Below are 18,586 nucleotides of genomic sequence, written 5' to 3' on the forward strand. Positions count from 1 at the left end.
CATGGACAGACGCGCTTTCAACCGACGGGTGCTGCTGGGCGGCGCCGCCGCCGCGACATCGTTGTCGATCGGTCCCGAGCTGGCCGGCGCCGCCCCGGCCGCCGCCGTCGCGGCCCGCACGGCGCCGGCCGGCGGGCAGGTGCGCCACCTCAAGATGTACGCCGAGAAGCTCGCCGACGGCCAGCTGGGCTACGGCCTGGAGAAGGGCAAGGCGAGCATCCCGGGGCCGCTGATCGAGCTGACCGAGGGCGACACCCTGCACATCGAGTTCGAGAACACCATGGACGTCACCGCGAGCCTCCACGTCCATGGCCTGGACTACGAGATCTCCAGCGACGGCACCAGGATGAACCACGGCGAGGTCGAGCCCGGCGCCACCCGCACCTACACCTGGCGCACCCACGCTCCCGGCCGCCGCGCCGACGGCACCTGGCGGGCGGGCAGCGCCGGCTACTGGCACTACCACGACCACGTCGTCGGCACCGAGCACGGCACCGGCGGCATCCGCAAGGGCCTGTACGGCCCGGTGGTCGTCCGCCGCAAGGGCGACGTCCTGCCGGACGCCACGCACACGATCGTCTTCAACGACATGCTGATCAACAACCTGCCGCAGGGCCCGAACTTCGAGGCCACCGTGGGCGACCGCGTCGAGATCGTCATGATCACGCACGGCGAGTACTACCACACCTTCCACATGCACGGTCACCGCTGGGCGGACAACCGCACCGGCATGCTCACCGGCCCCGAGGACCCCAGCCAGGTCATCGACAACAAGATCTGCGGCCCCGCCGACTCCTTCGGCTTCCAGGTCGTCGCCGGCGAGGGCGTCGGCGCCGGCGCGTGGATGTACCACTGCCACGTCCAGAGCCACTCCGACATGGGCATGGTCGGCCTGTTCCTGGTGAAGAAGCCGGACGGCACGATCCCGGGCTACGAGGAGCACGACCACGGCACCCAGGGCACGATGTCCGCCCCGCAGCCGAAGGGGGCCACCGAGCACCACCACCACTGACGGCACGGGCCCTCGGCCCCGCGGAACGGAACACGGCTGCCGTCGGGCGTGCGGCTCGCCGGGGAGCACGGGGTCGGCCGCAACGTCGTGCGGCCGGCCACGGGCCGGCTGATCGTCGACGGTCTCCTCGAAGGGCGCGCCGGCTCGGGCGCCGCGCTCACGGCCCGCCGAGGCCGCGTGGGGGACGGGGCTATCCTGAGCGGCAGCCGCCATCGAGGAGTCCCGAAGTGAGCGAGACCGCGCCGCGTCCCACGCTGGAGGCCGTGGCCGAGCGGGCCGGGGTCTCGAGGGCCACGGTGTCGCGGGTGGTCAACGGGGCGAACGGGGTGCGCGACGCGCTGGCCGAGCGGGTCAGGCGGGCGGTGGAGGAGCTGGGCTACGTGCCGAACCAGGCCGCCCGCAGCCTCGTGACCCGGCGCCACGACGCGGTGGCCGTGGTCGCCGCCGAACCGGAGACCCGGGTCTTCGCCGACCCCTACTTCGCCCAGCAGCTGCGCGGCATCAGCAAGGAGCTGACGGCCCACGACACCCAGCTCGTGCTGCTGCTCACCGAGGGCCGCGAGGACCACGACCGGGTCGGGCGCTACCTGGCCGGCGGCCACGTGGACGGCGCGCTCGTCTTCTCCCTGCACCTGGACGACCCGCTGCCCGGCCTGGTCCGCCGCGCCGGAGTGCCGACGGTGTTCGGCGGGCGCCCCGGCTGGGACGCCGGCGGGGACGACGTGGCCTACGTCGACAGCGACAACCGCGGCGGCGCCCGCGCGGCCGTGCGCCACCTCACCGGGCTCGGCCGCACCCGCGTCGCCCACATCACCGGCCCGCTCGACCAGACCTCCGCGGCCGACCGGCTGGCCGGCTTCCAGGACGTGCGGCCCGGCGCCGACCCGGCGCTCGTCGCGGGCGGCGACTTCACCGCGGCCGGCGGCGAGCGGGCCATGCGGGAGCTGCTGGCGCTCCGCCCGGACCTGGACGCCGTCTTCGCCGCCAACGACCTGACCGCGGCGGGCGCCCTGCGGGTGCTCCGCGAACGGGGCCTGCGGGTGCCGGACGACGTCGCGGTGGCCGGCTTCGACGACATGCTGCCCGTCGCCGAGCAGACCGACCCGCCGCTGACCACGGTCCGTCAGGACATCGAGGGCATGGGCCGCCTGATGGCCCGCCTGCTCCTGAGCGGCGGCGAGTCACCCACCGGTTCCGGGGTGATCCTGCCGACCACCCTGGTCCGACGCGCCTCCGCCTGACGGCCTACCCGCGCCGCGGCAGCGGCGTCAGCAGGGCGAACTCGGCGCCGTAGGGGTCGGCGAGGCGGGCGGTGCGGCCCACGTCCGGGATGTCCGTGGCCGGCATCCGCACCGTGCCGCCCAGTTCGAGGGCGGCGGTGACGGCGGCGTCGGTGTCGGTGACCGCGAAGTACGGCAGCCAGTGCGGACGCGTCTCCACCGGGTCGTCGGCGAGCGGCCGGACGCCGCCGAACATGGCCTCGTCGTCCGCGTCACCCGGCGTGAGGGTGGTGTACGGGCCGCCGGACATGGGCGTCGCCGAGGTCTCCAGGCCGAGCACCGCGCGGTAGTACACCGCCGCCGCGGCGACGTCCGGCGTGTACAGCTCCACCCAGCACAGCGCGCCGGGCTCCCCGGTCACCTCGAACCCGGCCAGCGACCCCGGCTGCCAGACGCCGAACACCGCCCCGGCCGGATCGCCGAGGACCGCCACCGTGCCCTTGTCCGGCACCTCGGCCGGCTCCACCAGCACGGCGCCGTGGGCGTCCCGCGAGGCGCGGGCGGTGGTCTCGGCGTCCTGGGTGTGGAAGTACACCGTCCACGCCGGCGGCCCCTGCCCGGCCTCGCTCCGCATCCCGGCGGCGGCCGTCCGGCCGTCCAGCTGGAAGTAGCCGTACCCGCCGGACTCCGACCCCGCCGGGGCCAGCCGCCAGCCGAACAGGCCGCCGTAGAAGGAGGCGGCGCCGTCGAGGTCCGGCACGCTCACGTCGAGCCAGTCCGGAGCGCCGGGGACGAAGTGGGTCGTGAGCATCGCGTCCTCCTCGGGGCCGGTCGGCCGCCTACCCCACCGAGTCTTCCACCACCCGGGAGCCCCCGCGAACGCCCGCGCGCCGCCGTGCGTCGTGCCGCCCCGCGGGGGACCATCGGTGCGGCCGGAGGCCCGTCGTTGACGGCGCGTTGATCGAACGTTTCGCGCCGTCCGGCACGCTCGCCCCATGCATCTCGACACGATCGCGACCCCCGCACTCGCCTGGCAGCAGGAGGCGCTGTGCGCGCAGACCGGCGCGGACTTCTTCTTCCCCGAGCCGGGCAGCTCGGTCCGGGAGGCCAAGCGGATCTGCGCGCTGTGCGCGATCCGCCCGGCCTGCCTGGAGTACGCCCTCGGCAACGACGAGCGCTTCGGCGTCTGGGGCGGCCTGTCCGAGAAGGAACGCCTCGCCCTGCGCCGCGCCGCCGACTGACCGGCCGGCCGGTCGGGGACCCGCTCCACGATCACCAGCGTGCCCCGGCTCCCGGAGCCGGGAGCCGGGTGACGGGCCCTTGGCGCCTCAGCCCCCGGCCCGCGCCGCCATCCGCGCCTTGCGCGCCGCGAGCTTCTCGTCGAAGCGGCTCGCCTCGTCGTCCAGGCCGCCCATGAACAGGCCCAGCTCCTCCTGCGCCCGCCGCCCCTCGGGGCCGAGGCCGTCGATCTCCATGACCTTCAGGAAGCGCAGCACCGGCTGGATCACGTCGTCGTGGTGGATGCGCAGGTTGTAGACCTCGCCGATGGCCATCTGCGCGGCGGCCCGCTCGAAGCCGGGGATGCCGTGCCCGGGCATCCGGAAGTCCACGACCACGTCCCGCACCGCCAGCATCGTCGGGTCGGGCGCGATCTCGAAGGCCGCCTTGAGGAGGTTGCGGTAGAAGATCATGTGCAGGTTCTCGTCGGTCGCGATGCGGGCCAGCATGCGGTCGCAGACCGGGTCGCCCGACTGGTGGCCGGTGTTGCGGTGCGAGATGCGGGTGGCCAGCTCCTGGAAGGCGACGTAGGCCACCGAGTGCAGCATCGAGTGCCGGTTGTCGGACTCGAAGCCCTCGCTCATGTGGGCCATGCGGAACTGCTCCAGCTTGTCCGGGTCCACCGCACGCGAGGCGAGCAGGTAGTCCCGCATCACGATGCCGTGCCGGCCCTCCTCGGCGGTCCAGCGGTGCACCCAGGTGCCCCAGGCGCCGTCGCGGCCGAAGAGAGTGGCGATCTCGTGGTGGTAGCTGGGCAGGTTGTCCTCGGTCAGCAGGTTCACCACCAGCGCGATCCGGCCGACCTCGGTGACCTTCGACTGCTCCTTCTCCCAGGCCGCCCCGTCCTCGAAGAACCCGGGGAAGTTGCGCGCGTCGCTCCACGGCACGTACTCGTGCGGCATCCAGTCCTTGGCGACCTTCAGGTGCCGCTCCAGTTCGCGTTCGACCACTTCCTCCAGGGCGTACAGCAGCCGGGCGTCGGTCCAGGCGGCAGAGGTGCCGAGATGTGCGGAAGTGATCGTCACGGGTACTCCAGGGGACGTGCGTGAGCGGACTGCGGTCCGGCGAGCGGTGCCAGGAAACCTACGGCCTCGTAGGCTACGAAACCGTAGGTTACGAGACCGTAGGTTAAGCACTCCGTAAAGCCTCTGGCCAACGCTCCTGATCAGAGGCCCTCTGCGGGCCCGGGGACGGGGCCCCGCACCGCCCGTCGCAGATGCTCCGCCGTGTGCGATCCGCCGGCGCCGAGCAGCTCCTTGGGCGTGCCCTCGAAGACGATCCGGCCGCCGTCCCGCCCTCCGTCCGGGCCGAGGTCGACCACCCAGTCGGCGTGCGCGACGACCTGGAGGCTGTGCTCCACGACCACCACCGTGTTGCCGGCGTCCACCAGCCGGTCCAGGAGGTCGAGCAGCCCGTCGACGTCCGACAGGTGCAGGCCGGTGGTCGGCTCGTCCAGAACGTACACCGCGCCCGTCCGGTGCAGCCGGGTGGCCAGCTTGATCCGCTGCCGCTCGCCGCCGGACAGGGTGGACAGCGGCTGCCCGAGCGTGAGGTATCCGAGGCCCACCTCGCTCAGCGCGCGCAGCCGCCGGCACACGCCCGCGTCGGTGAAGTACGCCAGCGCCCGCCCGGCCGTCATGTCCAGGACGTCGGCGATCGAGTGGCCGTCGACCCGCAGCCGCAGCACCTCCTCCTTGAACCGCCGCCCCGCGCAGTCCTGGCAGGTCGTCGTCACCGGGTCCATGAAGGCGAGGTCGGTGTGGATGACCCCGCGGCCCTCGCAGGTGCCGCACGCCCCGGCGGAGTTGAAGCTGAACAGGCCGGGCTCGGTGCCGGTCGCCCGGGCGAAGAGCCGGCGCACCGCGTCCATGATCCCGAGGTACGTCGCCGGGGTGGACCGCGCCGAGACGCCGATGGACGACTGGTCGACCACCACGGCGTCCTCGTGGGCCCCGGTCAGCTCCGCGACCAGCGTGCTCTTGCCCGACCCGGCGACCCCGGTGACGGCGGTGAGCACCCCGGTGGGGAACCGCACCGTCACGTCCCGCAGGTTGTGCCGCTCGGCCCCCTTCACCCACAGCTCCCCGGTCGCCGCCCGCGGCACGGCCCTGACCGACGTGGGCCGCCCGAGGCACCGGCCGGTGACCGTGTCCGAGGCGGCCAGCGCGGCGGGCGTCCCCTCGAACACCACCCGGCCGCCCTCGGTGCCGGCCCCCGGGCCCATGTCGACCACGTGGTCGGCCAGCGCGACGACGTCCGGGTCGTGCTCGACCACCAGCACCGTGTTGCCCTGGTCGCGCAGGAGCAGCAGCAGGTCGCCGAGGCGCCCGACGTCCCGCGGGTGCAGCCCCACGCTCGGCTCGTCGAAGATGTACGTCATGCCGGTCAGGCTGGAGCCGAGATGCCGCACGGTCTTCAGCCGCTGCCCCTCGCCGCCGGAGAGCGTCGCGGTCTCCCGCTCCAGGGAGAGGTAGCCGAGGCCGATCGCCTCGATGCGCTCCAGCGCGGTGACCGCCGCCACCGCGACCGGCCGGGCCACCGGGTCGTCGATCCTCCGCAGCACCGGGATCAGGTCGCTCACCTGGAGGGCGCACAGGTCGGCGAGGGAGCGCCCGTCGATCCGGGAGGCCAGCGCCGCCGCGTTCAGCCGGGCCCCGCCGCACTGCGGGCAGCGGCCCTCGACCACGAACCGGCCGACCAGGTCCCGGGTCTTCTCGCTCGTCGCCGACAGGTCGCGCTTGAGGTACAGCCGCTCGAAGCGGTCGGCGAGGCCCTCGTAGTCCGTGGTCCAGGTGCCGCCGCTGCCCCGGACGGTGACCTTGCTGCCGGGGCGCCCGCGCATCAGGAAGTCCCGCTCGGCGTCCGTGAAGTCGCCCACCGGCTTGTCCGGATCCAGCTCCGCGCTGTTGGTGTACGCCTGTCCCTGCCAGGTCCCCGCCGCGAACGGCGGGAAGCGGACCGCGCCGCCCGCCAGCGACCTGGCCGGGTCCAGGATCCGGTCCCAGTCCGGGCGTACCGTGCGGCCCAGGCCGTCGCAGCCGGGGCACATGCCCGCCGGGTCGTTGAACGAGTACGCCGTCGCGGACCCGGCGGACGGCGTGCCGTGCCGGGAGAACAGCACCCGCAGCACCGAGTGCACGTCGGTCATCGTGCCGACCGTGGAGCGCGAGTGGCCGCCCACCGGACGCTGGTCGACCACGATGGCGGGGGAGAGGTGCTCCAGGGCGTCCGCGTGCGGCCGCTCGTACTTCGGCAGCCGGTTGCGCACGAACCAGGTGAACGTCTCGTTCAGCTGGCGCTGCGACTCGACGGCGATCGTGTCGAAGACGACCGACGACTTCCCCGACCCCGAGACACCGGTGAACACGGTCAGCCGGCCCTTGGGGATGCGGAGGGTGACGTCCTGGAGGTTGTTCTCCCTGGCTCCGGTGAGGGTGATGAAATCGCTGCTGCTCTGCGTCATGCCCCCGACGCTAGGCCGGATACCCGACAGCTTCTGGCGTGATTTCCCGCAGTTCTCCCTCCTCCATCAGCAGCCAGCGGGTGATGCCGAGCCCGTGCAGGAACGGCAGGTCGTGGCTGGCGACCAGCAGCGCGCCCTCGTAGGACTCCAGGGCGGTGGTGAGCTGGCGCACGCTCGCCATGTCCAGGTTGTTGGTCGGCTCGTCCAGCATCAGCAGCTGCGGCGCCGGCTCGGCGAGCATCAGCGCGGCGAGGGCCGCCCGGAACCGCTCGCCGCCGGAGAGCGTCGCCGCCTTGCGGTCGGCCCGGGCGCCGCGGAACAGGAAGCGGGCCAGGCGTGCCCGGATCCGGTTGGCGGTCGCGCCCGGCGCGAACCGGGCCACGTTCTCCACCACGCTCAGCCCGTCGTCCAGGACGTCGAGCCGCTGCGGCAGGAAGCGCAGCGGCACATGGGCCGTCGCCTCGCCCGCCACCGGCGCCAGCTCCCCGGCGACGGTGCGCAGCAGCGTCGTCTTGCCGGCGCCGTTGCGCCCGATCAGCGCGATCCGCTCGGGGCCGTGCAGGTCGAACCCGCCCTCCACGCGGGCGCCGTGGGCGAGTTCCAGCTCGCGCAGGGTCAGCACGGACCGGCCGGGCGGCACGGCCGTGAACGGCAGGTCGACGCGGATCTCGTCGTCGTCCCGGACCGCCTCGACCGCGTCGTCCAGGCGCTCCCTGGCCTCGGCGAGCCGCTCCTCGTGCATGATGCGGTGCTTGCCCGCGGACTCCTGCGCCGCGCGCTTGCGCGCCCCCATGACGATCTTCGGCTCCCGCTTCTGCTCGTACATCTTCTGCCCGTACCGCTTGCGGCGGGCCAGCTTGACCTGGGCGTCGGCGAGTTCGCGCTTCTGCTTGCGCAGATCGGACTCCGCGACCCGCACCATCCGCTCGGCCGCCTCCTGCTCGACGGCCAGCGCCTCCTCGTACGCCGTGAAGTTGCCGCCGTAGCGCACGAGTTCACCCCCGCGCAGGTCGGCGATCTGGTCGACCAGGTCGAGGAGTTCGCGGTCGTGGCTGACCACCACCATCACCCCGGGCCAGGCGGTGACGGCCGCGTACAGCCGCCTCCGGGCGTACAGGTCAAGGTTGTTGGTCGGCTCGTCCAGGAGCAGGACGTCCGGCCGGCCGAGCAGCAGCGCGGCCAGCCGCAGCAGCACCGACTCGCCGCCGGAGACCTCGCCGACGGTGCGGTCCAGGCCGATGTGGCCGAGGCCGAGTTCGCCGAGGGTGGCGAGGGCGCGCTCCTCGACGTCCCAGTCGTCGCCGAGGGCCTCGAAGTGCGCCTCGGCGGCGTCGCCCGCCTCGATGGCGTGCAGCGCGGTGCGCCGGGCGGCGATGCCGAGCACCTCGTCGACCCGCTGGGCGGTGTCCAGGGTGACGTTCTGCGGCAGGTAGCCGACCTCGCCGGCCACCCGGACGGTGCCGTCGGCGGGGGTGAGCCGGCCGGCGATCAGCTTCAACAGGGTCGACTTTCCCGACCCGTTGACGCCGACCAGGCCGGTCAGGCGGGGGCCGAAGGCGGCGTCCAGGCCGTCGAAGACGGGGGTGCCGTCGGGCCAGGCGAAGGTGAGCGAGGTACAGCTGATGGAGGTAGCCATGGGGCCTCCGCGGTTGCGTGATGCGGTCAGGGGCAAACGCGTATGGAGACACCGGGAGGGAGGAAGAGGCCCTGCTCCGCTGGGACGGCTCGTACGGCCAAGGTCACACACGGCGCCCACACGCGATCGCGGCATGCCGGGCATGCGCGTGACGTGTGACGCGGTGTCTCAGGACCTCAGACGAGCAACGTCCTTCTCCGATCGACGGCAACAGAAGCTCGACCACCGTAAGAAGCGCCCGGTGCGCTGTCAACGCGATTGAACGCCGACCGGCCGGAGGGCCGGCCGCAGGCCGACGAGGAGGCTCCCGTGCCCGACCGCTCGCTCTCCCTGCCGGCCCGCCTCTGCCTGCTGGCCTGGGACCCGGCCCGCCCCCGGGCCGCCGACACCGCGCCGCTGCATCACCTGGTGCGCGCCGGCGCCCTCGCCGACCTCGCCCTGCGCGGCCTGCTCACCGACGACGCGGGCACCCCGGTACCCGCCGCGCCCGGCCCGCGCACCGGGGACGCGGTCCTCGACGGGCTCCTCGACCTGGTCCGCGCGTCCCGGCCGCGCCGGTGGCGGGGCTGGGTGCGGCTGCGGGCCCGGGAGACCTTCGACGCCGTACGGGAGCAGCTGGTCGCCGAGGGGTACGTACGGGCCGAGAAGCGGCGGGCCCTGGGCGTCTTCCCGTCGGTCGACCACGTCCTGGCCCGGCCCGCCGCGGCACGGGCGCTGCGCGAGGAGGCGCGGGACCTGCTCGGCGGGGCGGTGCCCGCGGGCGGGGTCACCGGGCGGGAGGCGGCCCTCGCGGTGCTCGCGGCGGCGGCCCTGCCGCACCTCGCGGACGGGCGGGGCGACCGGGACGCCCGTGCGGAGCGGCTCGGGGCGCTCACCGCGCGGGGCGCGGTCGCGGCGCCGGGGCTGGCCGAGCTGGCCCTCGCGGTCCGGGGAGCGGTGGGCGCGGAGGCCGGGCGGACGGGGGCGCCGGCGGGCCGCTGACCCCGGCCCCGGGGCGGGCGTCAGCAGGTGCCGCGCAGCAGCTCCGCCAGGTCCTCGTCCAGGTCCAGCTGCTCACGGCCGAGGGGCACCAGCTCGTCGGCGGCGTGCAGGAAGCGGCGCAGCTCGCCGGAGCGGACGTGCACCACGGCCGTGCCCTCGGGCGCGTGGAACTCCAGGACGGTCCGGTCGTATCCGTACGGGCGCACCCGCACGTCGCCGTGGCCCTCGGGCTCCTGCATCCCCGCGACGAGCAGCTCCCGGGAGAAGGTCCAGCACACCTCCACGCCCTCCAGCGTGGCGGGCGCCGGGAAGGTCATGCGCACGGCGAAGGGGTCACTCCGGTCGTAGTGCAGGGTGGCCGGGATGCTCGGCATGCGCGGTGCCGCGGCGACCAGACGCGCCTCGACGGGCTGCTCGATGACGGTGGGCAACGGCTTGCTCCCTCGTGACGGCTGGACGGACTGCCGGGGCGGAACCGACCGGGCACTGAAGGAGACGTGCGATCCGGCCGATCCGTGCACACGCTCTGCTAGTGACCTCTGTCACCGCCGGCATGCACGAGAGTGACCTGACTCTCCCCGTGGGGCCCATGTTCCCCCGAACGGGTGACCCCCCGGCGTCCCCGGTCAGGCGAGGTCCTCCCGGTAACCCGCCAGCGCCGGCGCCGTCTTGGTGGCGGCGAACTCGGTGATCCGGTACGCGCACACCCCGGCCCGCACGAACGGGTCCCCGGCGGCGATCTCCTCGATCCGCGCCCGCCCCGCGGCGACGGCGAGGATCACCCCGCCGTCGCGGGGCACCTTGCGCCCGGAGGCGAGGAAGACGCCCCGCGCGTACAGCTCGTCCAGCCACGCCACGTGCTCCGCCAGCACGGCGTCCACGGCGTCCAGCGGGGCGGTGTAGCTCAACTCCAGCACGAACATAGGTCCGAGCCTACTCCCGCGGTGATCACGTAGGCTCGGCGCCACCATGACGACCGTACGCGTCCCGGCGGGCTGGCCCGCCACCGAAGCCGAGGCCCGCGCCGTCCAGGACGCGCTGCGCACCCGGGTCGTCCTCGACGAGCCGGGACCGCCACCCGGCACCGGCCGCGTGACCGGCGTGGACGTCGCCTACGACGACGAGCGGGACGTCGTCGCCGCCGCGGCCGTCGTCCTGGACGCGGCCACGCTCGCGGTGGTCGCCGAGGCGACGGCCGTCGGCCGGATCTCCTTCCCGTACGTGCCGGGACTGCTGGCCTTCCGGGAGATCCCCACCGTGCTCGCCGCCCTGGAGGCGCTGCCCTGCCCGCCCGGCCCGGTGGTCTGCGACGGCTACGGCCTCGCCCACCCCCGGCGCTTCGGCCTCGCCAGCCACCTCGGGGTGCTCACCGGCCTGCCCACCATCGGCGTCGCCAAGAACCCGTTCACCTTCACCCACGCCGAGCCGGCCACCGAGCGCGGCAGCGGCGCCCCGCTGCTCGCCGGCACCGAGGAGGTCGGGCGCGCGCTGCGGACCCGGGACGGGGTCAAGCCGGTCTACGTCTCCGTCGGCCACCGCGTGGACCTCGCCACCGCCTGCGCCCACACGCTCGCCCTCACCCCCGCCTACCGCCTGCCGGAGACCACCCGCAGGGCCGACGCGCTGTGCCGCCGGGCCCTGCGGGAGGCCGTCGGCTAACCGGTGATGCTCCAGCGGCCCGCCTCCGCGTAACGCGAGTCGTACACCACCGACCCCGCACCGGGCTCGAGTTCGTAGTGGTGCAGATTGCCGCCCCAGTAGCGCAGGATCCGCTGCAGCTCGCCCGCCGGATCCTCGGCGACGGCGCCCTCGTCCATGGTGATCTCCAGAAGGAACTTCATACCGTCAAGGCTCTCATTGACGCCCCCAGTGAGACTTCGCCGCTCGCGAAAGGCCGTAGGCGCAGGTCGGGGGCCAGGTGGGCGCCGGGAAGTCTCAAACCGCCGCGCGCCGCGCCGCGACCCGGAAGACGATGCCCGCCGCGCGCAGGCGCTCGGTCAGCGCGTCGCCCATCGCGGTCGCCGTGGTGACCTGGCCCGCCGTCGGGGGCAGGTCGTCCAGGGCCAGCGACAGCGCCGCCTCGGCGAGGATCTTCGCCGTCTCGTCGTAGCCGGGGTCGCCGCCCGACACCTCCGTGAACACCCGCTCGCCGCCGCCCTCGCCGACGAACCGCACCCGGAACCAGCTCTTGGCCCGCTTCTCCGGGCTCGGCCCGTCCCCGGGGTTCAGCCGGCCGGACAGCCACCGCCGGGCGGCCGGCACCTGCGCGGCCGTCAGCAGCGCGGCCATCCCCGCGACACCGCCCACCGCGACCGGCAGCCGGCGCACGGCCGCGTAGTGGCGGTAGCGGAAGTCGGGCCCGTAGCGCTCCAGGGCCGCCGCGGAGCGCCGCACGACCTGCGGGTCGATGGTCGGCAGCGGCAGCGCCCAGGACCCCACCTCCCCGGCGAACCGGGGCGCGCCCACCGGCGCCGCCGCCCGGCGGGCCACCAGGCGCGGCTCGTGCCGCCGCCGGTCCCGCGCGGCGGCCCGCAGCTGCCGCCCGCGCGCGAACTGGCCGAGCGCGGAGGCGAAGGTGCCGCCCGAGAACGCCGCGTCGACGCTCACATAGCCGTCCACCGTCAGCGGCACGCCCTCGGGCAGCTCCCGCACGGTGAAGTGGACGCCCAGGTCGTGCGGTACGGAGTCGAAGCCGCAGGCGTGGATCAGGCGGGCCCCGGTCTCCCGCGCCGCCGCGTCGTGCCGGACGTACATCAGGTCCACGAACTCCGGCTCGCCGGTGAGGTCGAGGTAGTCGGTGCCGCTCTCCGCGCAGGCGGCGACCAGCTCCTCGCCGTACCGCACGTACGGGCCCACGGTGGTCGCCACCACCCGGGCCCGCGCGGCCAGTTCCCGCACCGAGGCCGGGTCGGAGACGTCCGCGCGCAGCACCCCGACGTCGCCGGCGCCCGGCAGGCGGTCCCGCAGTCGGCGCAGCCTGTCCTCGCTGCGCCCGGCGATCGCCCAGCGCAGCCCCTCGGGCGCGTGCGCGGCGAGGTACTCCGCGGTCAGCGCGCCGACGAAGCCGGTCGCCCCGAAGAGCACGACGTCGTACGGCCGGTCCGCCTTGTTCAACCTGCTCATGGCATCCCTTCGTGGTCCGCGCGGGGCGCGTGGCGCGCCGTCGCGCGGGGCCGAGGCTAGCGTGAGGTGCGGCGTCCACGGCGGTGTCCGGCCATAATCGACTAAGCGCTTGCTCGGTCACCCCTTGTGCCGCGCGGGACGCCTTCCTAGCATCGCTGGTGTTACATCGGTTGTGTCACAGACAGGGGACCGCATGGCCACGCCACCGACCGCGGGGCGCTCGGCGGGCAGCACCGCGGGCACGCCACCGCACGGCCCGCTCGCCGGCGTCCGCGTGGTCGAGCTGGCCGGCATCGGGCCCGGCCCGTTCGCCGCCATGCTGCTCGCCGACCTCGGCGCCGACGTCGTCCGCGTCGACCGGCCCGGCGGGCCCGGCCTCGGCATCGACCCCGCCCACGACGTCACCAACCGCAACAAGCGCTCGGTCGTCCTCGACCTGAAGACGCCCGAGGGCACCGCCCGCGTCCTGGACCTGGCCGAACGCGCCGACGTCCTGATCGAGGGCTACCGCCCCGGCGTCGCCGAGCGCCTCGGCGTCGGCCCGGGTGACTGCCACGCCCGCAACCCCCGCCTGGTCTACGGCCGGATGACCGGCTGGGGCCAGGAAGGGCCCCTCGCCCCGCGCGCCGGCCACGACATCGGCTACATCGCCGTCACCGGCGCCCTCTCCCTGATCGGCGACCCCGACCGGCCCCCCGCCGTCCCCGCCAACCTGCTCGGCGACTACGCGGGCGGCTCCCTCTACCTGGTCGTCGGCGTCCTCGCCGCCCTCCACCACGCCCGCGCCACCGGCACCGGGCAGGTCGTGGACGCCGCGATCGTGGACGGCACCGCGCACCTCACCGCGATGATCCACGGCATGCTCGCGGCCGGCGCCTGGCAGGACCGGCGCGGCGCCAACCTCCTCGACGGCTCCAGCCCCTTCTACGGCACCTACGAGACCGCCGACGGCGGCCACATGGCGGTCGGCGCCCTGGAACAGCGCTTCTACGACGCCTTCCTGGAGCTGCTCGGCCTCCCGGAGCCGGTGCCGCCCCGCGAGGACCCGGCCCGCTGGGCCGAACTGCGCGCGGCCGTCGCCGCCCGCTTCAAGTCCCGCACCCGAGACGAGTGGACGGCCGTCTTCGCGGACTCGGACGCCTGCGTGGCCCCCGTCCTCTCGCTGCGCGAGGCCCCGCACCACCCGCACCTGGCCGCCCGCGCCACCTTCACCGACCACGCCGGGACCACCCAGCCCGCCCCCGCGCCCCGCTTCTCCGCCACCCCGACCGCCGTGCGCACCGCGCCCGCCCGGCCCGGCGCGGACACCGAGGCCGTGGCCCGCGACTGGGACGTCCCGCAGCTCACCGCCTCCCCCGACCCTCAGCGAAAGGCCCGCCCGTGACCACCGAAGCGTACGTGTACGACGCGATCCGCACCCCGCGCGGCCGCGGCAAGGCCAGCGGCGCCCTGCACGGCACCAAGCCCGTCGACCTGGTCGTCGGCCTCATCCACGAGATCCGCGCCCGCTTCCCGGACCTCGACCCGGCCGCCGTGGACGACATCGTGCTCGGCGTGGTCGGCCCGGTCGGCGACCAGGGCTCCGACATCGCCCGCGTCGCCGCCATCGCCGCCGGGCTCCCGGACACCGTGGCCGGCGTCCAGGAGAACCGCTTCTGCGCCTCGGGCCTCGAGGCCGTCAACCTGGCCGCCGCCAAGGTCCGCTCCGGCTGGGAGGACCTGGTCCTGGCCGGCGGCGTGGAGTCGATGTCCCGGGTGCCGATGGCCTCCGACGGCGGCGCCTGGTTCAACGACCCGATGACCAACCTCGCCACCAACTTCGTGCCGCAGGGCATCGGCGCCGACCTCATCGCCACCATCGAGGGCTTCTCGCGCCGCGACGTGGACGAGTACGCCGCCCTCTCCCAGGAGCGGGCCGCCGCGGCCTGGAAGGACGGCCGCTTCGAGCGCTCCGTCGTGCCGGTCCGCGACCGGTCGGGCCTGACCGTCCTCGACCGCGACGAGCACCTGCGCCCCGGCACCACCGCCGACTCCCTCGCCGGGCTCAAGCCGTCCTTCGCCGACATCGGCGAGCTGGGCGGCTTCGACGCGGTGGCGCTGCAGAAGTACCACTGGGTGGAGAAGATCGACCACGTCCACCACGCGGGCAACTCCTCCGGCATCGTGGACGGCGCCTCCCTGGTCGCCATCGGCTCCAAGGAGACCGGTGAGCGCTACGGCCTGCGCCCGCGCGCCCGGATCGTCTCCGCCGCCGTCTCCGGCTCCGAGCCCACCATCATGCTCACCGGCCCCGCCCCGGCCACCCGCAAGGCGCTCGCCAAGGCGGGGCTGTCGATCGAGGACATCGACCTGGTCGAGATCAACGAGGCGTTCGCCGCGGTGGTGCTGCGGTTCGTGAAGGACATGGGCCTGTCCCTGGACAAGGTCAACGTCAACGGCGGCGCCATCGCGCTCGGCCACCCGCTCGGCGCCACCGGAGCGATCATCCTCGGCACCCTCATCGACGAGCTGGAGCGCCAGGACAAGCGGTACGGCCTGGCCACGCTGTGCGTGGGCGGCGGCATGGGCATCGCCACCATCGTCGAGCGCGTCTGACCTCCCTGCGGCACCGAGACCTCTACGGAGACCCTGAGATGACCGAGAGCACCACCATCCGCTGGGAGCAGGACGACACCGGCGTCGTCACCCTCGTCCTGGACGACCCCGCGCAGTCCGCGAACACCATGAACCAGGCGTTCCGCGCGTCCCTCGCCGCGGTCGCCGACCGCCTGGAGGCCGAGAAGGACGCCATCCGCGGTGTCATCGTCACCTCCGCCAAGAAGACCTTCTTCGCCGGCGGCGACCTGCGCGACCTGATCCGCGTCACCCCGGACACCGCGCAGGACCTCTTCGACGGCGGCCTCGCCATGAAGCGGAACCTGCGCCGCATCGAGACCCTCGGCAAGCCGGTCGTCGCCGCGATCAACGGCGCCGCGCTCGGCGGCGGCTACGAGATCGCCCTCGCCTGCCACCACCGCGTCGCCCTGGACGCCCCCGGCTCCAAGATCGGCTGCCCCGAGGTCACCCTCGGCCTGCTGCCCGGCGGCGGTGGCGTGACCCGCACCGTCCGGCTGCTCGGCATCACCGACGCGCTGCTGAAGGTGCTGCTCCAGGGAACGCAGTACAACCCGCGCCGCGCCCTGGAGAACGGCCTGGTGGACGAGGTGGTCTCCACCCGCGAGGAGCTGCTCGCGCAGGCCCGCGCCTTCATCGACGCCCACCCCGAGTCCGCGCAGCCCTGGGACCGGCCCGGCTACCGCATCCCCGGCGGCACCCCCGCGCACCCCAAGTTCGCCGCCAACCTGCCCGCCTTCCCGGCCAACCTGCGCAAGCAGACGAACGGCGCCCCCTACCCGGCGCCGCGCAACATCATGGCCGCCGCCGTCGAGGGCGCCCAGGTCGACTTCGAGACCGCGCAGGTCATCGAGGCGCGGTACTTCGTGGAGCTGGCCGCCGGGCAGACCGCGAAGAACATGATCCAGGCGTTCTTCTTCGACCTTCAGGCGGTCAACTCCGGCGCCAACCGCCCCAAGGGCGTCGAGCAGCGCAAGGTGACCAAGGTGGCCGTGCTCGGCGCGGGCATGATGGGCGCCGGCATCGCCTACTCCTGCGCCCGCGCCGGTATAGAGGTGGTCCTCAAGGACGTCTCCCTGGAGGCCGCGCTCAAGGGCAAGGAGTACTCCGAGAAGCTGTGCGGCAAGGCGGTCGCCAAGGGGCGGACCGGCCAGGACAAGGCCGACGCCCTGCTCGCCCGGATCACGCCGACCGGCGAGGCCGCCGACCTCGCGGGGTGCGACGCGGTGATCGAGGCCGTCTTCGAGGACACGTCCCTCAAGCACAAGGTCTTCCAGGAGATCGAGCAGGTCGTGGCGCCGGACGCGCTGCTCTGCTCCAACACCTCCACGCTGCCGATCACGGCGCTGGCCGAGGGCGTCGAGCGGCAGTCCGACTTCATCGGGCTGCACTTCTTCTCACCGGTCGACAAGATGCCGCTGGTCGAGATCATCAGGGGCGAGCGCACCGGCGACGAGGCGCTGGCCCGGGCCTTCGACCTGGTCCGGCAGATCAACAAGACGCCGATCGTCGTCAACGACTCGCGCGGCTTCTTCACCTCCCGGGTCATCGGCCACTTCATCAACGAGGGCGTCGCGATGGTCGGCGAGGGCGTCGAGCCGGCCTCCGTCGAGCAGGCGGCGGCGCAGGCCGGGTACCCGGCCAAGGTGCTCTCCCTGATGGACGAGCTGACGCTCACGCTGCCGCGCAAGATCCGTACGGAGACGCGGCGGGCCGTGGAGGAGGCGGGCGGCACGTGGACCGCGCACCCCGCGGAGGCGGTCATCGACCGGATGGTGGACGAGTTCCAGCGGCCCGGGCGCAGCGGGGGTGCCGGTTTCTACGAGTACGGGGACGACGGCAAGCGGGCGGGGCTCTGGCCGGGGCTGCGCGAGCACTTCGGTGTGCCGGGGCACTCGATCCCGTTCCGGGACATGCAGGAGCGCATGCTCTTCGCCGAGGCGCTGGACACGGTGCGGCTCCTGGAGGAGGGCGTGCTGACGTCGGTGGCCGACGCCAACATCGGGTCCATCCTCGGGATCGGCTTCCCCGGCTGGACCGGGGGTGTCCTCCAGTACATCAACGGCTACGAGGGCGGCCTCCCCGGCTTCGTCGCCCGTGCGCGCGAACTCTCCGCCCAGTACGGCGACCGCTTCACGCCGCCGGCGCTGCTGGTGGAGAAGGCGGAGAAGGGGGAGGTGTTCAGCTAGCCGGCCGTCCGCGGGCACGTCGTGGCCGGTCGCGCAGTTCCCCGCGCCCCTAGGGCGTTGCAGTCACCGTCGGCCGCAACCGTGCCGCCGCTGCGGGCAGTCGTGCCGCTAGGGCGGCACGGGTGGGCGCAGCGGCACCCCGTCGCGCCGGGCTGCGCCACCCCCTGTTCCTACGGCGCGTCCCCGTCCAGCCACCCTCGCAGTTCCTCCCGCAGCGACCGCTGGAACGTGGTCAGCAACGCCTCCACCACCAGCGGATGCATCACCGCGGACAACGACCGCACATCCCGCGCGTCCCGCTCGGCGACCGCGTCGCGCAACAGGAGCGACAGGTCCCGGGCGGCGGCACGCGAATGCTCCAGAAGCGCGGCGCGAGCCGCCAGCACCGTCTCCTGCGAGAACGGCACATCCAGCAGCTCGACCCCGAGACGGAGCAGCCCTGCGTCGACCCGGTAGCCGTCCCCGTCCAGCGCGAGGACGTCCATCGCCCCCAGCCGCTCCATCTCCCCGTCGCTCAGCACCCGCCCCGCCCGCCGATCCAGCTCCTCCCGCGAGACCCGCTCCACACTCTCCGGCGCCCACGACGCCACCACGGCCCGCTGGAGCGCGAGGTCATGCGGCGTCAGCCCGGACGGCAGCCGCCGCAGGTACCGCTCGATCGCCGCCAGCGTCATCCCCTGACGCTGAAGCTCCTCGATCAGCGCCAGCCGGGCCAGGTGGTCGCGCCCGTAGTGCCCGACCCGCCGGGGCCCGATGACCGGCGGCGGCAGCAGCCCCTTGCCGCTGTAGAAGCGGACCGTCCGCACCGTGACCCCCGCCCGCGCGGCCAGCTCGTCGACGGTGAGGGTCGGGTCCTCGGTACCGGCACCGGTGGTCGTCATGTGCAGCAGTATCGCTGTCCCACCAGAACTGCGACACCCGCGGACACCGCGTGAACGCCCCGTGCCGATCATGTGAGAAGTCACGCTCTGTGACATGGGCCACCGCATGACGACGGAACGTCGTGGGAAGGTGCTGCCTTGGTCTGTGCCGCTCAGGGTGGTGCGGGCCACGTCACTGTACGGACGACCG

The 18,586-nt window shown here is 74.1% G+C and carries 18 protein-coding genes; 9 read left to right on the forward strand and 9 right to left on the reverse strand.

Annotation, left to right across the window (positions count from 1 at the left end; translation table 11 throughout):
- The first annotated feature begins 1 nt into the window (after position 1).
- The 3 genes from ACGFZL_RS18155 to ACGFZL_RS18165 are packed head-to-tail and all read left to right on the forward strand — an operon-like array spanning position 2 to position 2,253.
- The gene (locus ACGFZL_RS18155; protein WP_393692786.1) at positions 2–1,012 is read left to right on the forward strand and encodes a multicopper oxidase domain-containing protein; all 1,011 of its coding nucleotides are present in this window, start codon (positions 2–4) and stop codon (positions 1,010–1,012) included.
- Positions 1,013–1,048: 36 nt separating this feature from the next.
- Positions 1,049–1,243, forward strand: a complete 195-nt coding sequence (locus ACGFZL_RS18160) for a hypothetical protein (RefSeq protein WP_393692967.1) — start codon at positions 1,049–1,051, stop codon at positions 1,241–1,243.
- Positions 1,240–2,253, forward strand: coding sequence for a LacI family DNA-binding transcriptional regulator (locus ACGFZL_RS18165; RefSeq protein ID WP_393692788.1), 1,014 nt, complete (start codon positions 1,240–1,242; stop codon positions 2,251–2,253). Before ACGFZL_RS18160 ends, ACGFZL_RS18165 begins: the two co-directional genes overlap by 4 nt.
- Positions 2,254–2,257: 4 nt before the next feature.
- Here ACGFZL_RS18165 and ACGFZL_RS18170 read toward each other — a convergent pair whose 3' ends face one another.
- A complete protein-coding gene (locus tag ACGFZL_RS18170; RefSeq protein WP_393692790.1) occupies positions 2,258–3,043 on the reverse strand; it encodes a VOC family protein in 786 nt (261 codons plus the stop codon).
- A 184-nt stretch (positions 3,044–3,227) separates the two neighbouring features.
- Here ACGFZL_RS18170 and ACGFZL_RS18175 point away from each other — a divergent pair, with 184 nt between their 5' ends.
- Positions 3,228–3,473 (forward strand): WhiB family transcriptional regulator, encoded by a 246-nt coding sequence (locus tag ACGFZL_RS18175; RefSeq protein ID WP_355170484.1) that lies wholly within the window; start codon positions 3,228–3,230, stop codon positions 3,471–3,473.
- A gap of 87 nt (positions 3,474–3,560) precedes the next feature.
- Here the strand turns inward: ACGFZL_RS18175 and ACGFZL_RS18180 are convergent, their stop codons facing one another.
- The 3 genes from ACGFZL_RS18180 to ACGFZL_RS18190 all read right to left on the reverse strand — a co-directional run bounded on the left by ACGFZL_RS18180 (position 3,561) and on the right by ACGFZL_RS18190 (position 8,609).
- A complete protein-coding gene (locus ACGFZL_RS18180; protein ID WP_393692792.1) occupies positions 3,561–4,535 on the reverse strand; it encodes an acyl-ACP desaturase in 975 nt (324 codons plus the stop codon).
- A 140-nt stretch (positions 4,536–4,675) separates the two neighbouring features.
- Positions 4,676–6,973, reverse strand: coding sequence for an ATP-binding cassette domain-containing protein (locus tag ACGFZL_RS18185; protein WP_393692794.1), 2,298 nt, complete (start codon positions 6,971–6,973; stop codon positions 4,676–4,678).
- Positions 6,974–6,983: 10 nt separating this feature from the next.
- The gene (locus ACGFZL_RS18190; protein WP_393692796.1) at positions 6,984–8,609 is read right to left on the reverse strand and encodes an ABC-F family ATP-binding cassette domain-containing protein; all 1,626 of its coding nucleotides are present in this window, start codon (positions 8,607–8,609) and stop codon (positions 6,984–6,986) included.
- Positions 8,610–8,918: 309 nt separating this feature from the next.
- Here ACGFZL_RS18190 and ACGFZL_RS18195 point away from each other — a divergent pair, with 309 nt between their 5' ends.
- Entirely contained in the window at positions 8,919–9,590 is a 672-nt protein-coding gene (locus tag ACGFZL_RS18195) for a GPP34 family phosphoprotein (protein WP_393692798.1), read from the forward strand.
- Positions 9,591–9,610: 20 nt separating this feature from the next.
- Here ACGFZL_RS18195 and ACGFZL_RS18200 read toward each other — a convergent pair whose 3' ends face one another.
- The gene (locus ACGFZL_RS18200) at positions 9,611–10,021 is read right to left on the reverse strand and encodes an SsgA family sporulation/cell division regulator (RefSeq protein WP_355170494.1); all 411 of its coding nucleotides are present in this window, start codon (positions 10,019–10,021) and stop codon (positions 9,611–9,613) included.
- A gap of 195 nt (positions 10,022–10,216) precedes the next feature.
- Positions 10,217–10,513 carry a YciI family protein gene (locus ACGFZL_RS18205; RefSeq protein WP_393692800.1) on the reverse strand — a complete coding sequence of 99 codons (297 nt, stop codon included), beginning with the start codon at positions 10,511–10,513 and terminating at the stop codon, positions 10,217–10,219.
- Between the two features lie 46 nt (positions 10,514–10,559).
- Here ACGFZL_RS18205 and ACGFZL_RS18210 point away from each other — a divergent pair, with 46 nt between their 5' ends.
- On the forward strand, positions 10,560–11,249 hold the full coding sequence (locus ACGFZL_RS18210; RefSeq protein WP_393692802.1) for an endonuclease V: 690 nt from the start codon (positions 10,560–10,562) through the stop codon (positions 11,247–11,249).
- On the opposite strand, the gene ACGFZL_RS18215 is transcribed toward ACGFZL_RS18210, so the two are convergent.
- Together ACGFZL_RS18215 and ACGFZL_RS18220 are read right to left on the reverse strand one after the other, a co-directional pair.
- Positions 11,246–11,431, reverse strand: coding sequence for a hypothetical protein (locus tag ACGFZL_RS18215; RefSeq protein WP_355170500.1), 186 nt, complete (start codon positions 11,429–11,431; stop codon positions 11,246–11,248). The two genes, ACGFZL_RS18210 and ACGFZL_RS18215, sit on opposite strands and share 4 nt — an antisense overlap.
- A 94-nt stretch (positions 11,432–11,525) precedes the next feature.
- Complete coding sequence (locus ACGFZL_RS18220) at positions 11,526–12,713, reverse strand: saccharopine dehydrogenase family protein (RefSeq protein ID WP_393692804.1); 1,188 nt, start codon at positions 12,711–12,713, stop codon at positions 11,526–11,528.
- A gap of 193 nt (positions 12,714–12,906) precedes the next feature.
- Between ACGFZL_RS18220 and ACGFZL_RS18225 the strand changes: the two genes are divergently transcribed.
- The 3 genes from ACGFZL_RS18225 to ACGFZL_RS18235 are packed head-to-tail and all read left to right on the forward strand — an operon-like array spanning position 12,907 to position 17,515.
- Positions 12,907–14,097: a CaiB/BaiF CoA transferase family protein gene (locus tag ACGFZL_RS18225; RefSeq protein WP_393692806.1), complete on the forward strand. Its 1,191-nt coding sequence runs from the start codon at positions 12,907–12,909 to the stop codon at positions 14,095–14,097.
- Complete coding sequence (locus tag ACGFZL_RS18230; RefSeq protein WP_393692808.1) at positions 14,094–15,308, forward strand: acetyl-CoA C-acetyltransferase; 1,215 nt, start codon at positions 14,094–14,096, stop codon at positions 15,306–15,308. The genes ACGFZL_RS18225 and ACGFZL_RS18230 overlap by 4 nt, the downstream gene beginning before the upstream one ends.
- Positions 15,309–15,346: 38 nt before the next feature.
- Positions 15,347–17,515: a 3-hydroxyacyl-CoA dehydrogenase NAD-binding domain-containing protein gene (locus ACGFZL_RS18235; RefSeq protein ID WP_393692810.1), complete on the forward strand. Its 2,169-nt coding sequence runs from the start codon at positions 15,347–15,349 to the stop codon at positions 17,513–17,515.
- A gap of 170 nt (positions 17,516–17,685) precedes the next feature.
- Here ACGFZL_RS18235 and ACGFZL_RS18240 read toward each other — a convergent pair whose 3' ends face one another.
- On the reverse strand, positions 17,686–18,396 hold the full coding sequence (locus ACGFZL_RS18240) for a MerR family transcriptional regulator (RefSeq protein ID WP_393692812.1): 711 nt from the start codon (positions 18,394–18,396) through the stop codon (positions 17,686–17,688).
- Positions 18,397–18,586 lie beyond the last annotated feature (190 nt).

The organism is Streptomyces sp. NPDC048182 (assembly GCF_043202555.1).
GTDB lineage: Bacteria > Actinomycetota > Actinomycetes > Streptomycetales > Streptomycetaceae > Streptomyces.

Excerpts from the sequence above, each read along its gene's own strand:
- ACGFZL_RS18170 (WP_393692790.1), bottom strand. The coding sequence starts at position 3,043 with ATGCTCACGACCCACTTCGTCCCCGGCGCTCCGGACTGGCTCGACGTG.
- ACGFZL_RS18205 (WP_393692800.1), bottom strand. The coding sequence starts at position 10,513 with ATGTTCGTGCTGGAGTTGAGCTACACCGCCCCGCTGGACGCCGTGGAC.
- ACGFZL_RS18220 (WP_393692804.1), bottom strand. The coding sequence starts at position 12,713 with ATGAGCAGGTTGAACAAGGCGGACCGGCCGTACGACGTCGTGCTCTTC.
- ACGFZL_RS18185 (WP_393692794.1), bottom strand. The coding sequence starts at position 6,973 with ATGACGCAGAGCAGCAGCGATTTCATCACCCTCACCGGAGCCAGGGAG.
- ACGFZL_RS18210 (WP_393692802.1), top strand. The coding sequence starts at position 10,560 with ATGACGACCGTACGCGTCCCGGCGGGCTGGCCCGCCACCGAAGCCGAG.
- ACGFZL_RS18225 (WP_393692806.1), top strand. The coding sequence starts at position 12,907 with ATGGCCACGCCACCGACCGCGGGGCGCTCGGCGGGCAGCACCGCGGGC.
- ACGFZL_RS18175 (WP_355170484.1), top strand. The coding sequence starts at position 3,228 with ATGCATCTCGACACGATCGCGACCCCCGCACTCGCCTGGCAGCAGGAG.
- ACGFZL_RS18190 (WP_393692796.1), bottom strand. The coding sequence starts at position 8,609 with ATGGCTACCTCCATCAGCTGTACCTCGCTCACCTTCGCCTGGCCCGAC.
- ACGFZL_RS18215 (WP_355170500.1), bottom strand. The coding sequence starts at position 11,431 with ATGAAGTTCCTTCTGGAGATCACCATGGACGAGGGCGCCGTCGCCGAG.
- ACGFZL_RS18155 (WP_393692786.1), top strand. The coding sequence starts at position 2 with ATGGACAGACGCGCTTTCAACCGACGGGTGCTGCTGGGCGGCGCCGCC.
- ACGFZL_RS18240 (WP_393692812.1), bottom strand. The coding sequence starts at position 18,396 with ATGACGACCACCGGTGCCGGTACCGAGGACCCGACCCTCACCGTCGAC.
- ACGFZL_RS18235 (WP_393692810.1), top strand. The coding sequence starts at position 15,347 with ATGACCGAGAGCACCACCATCCGCTGGGAGCAGGACGACACCGGCGTC.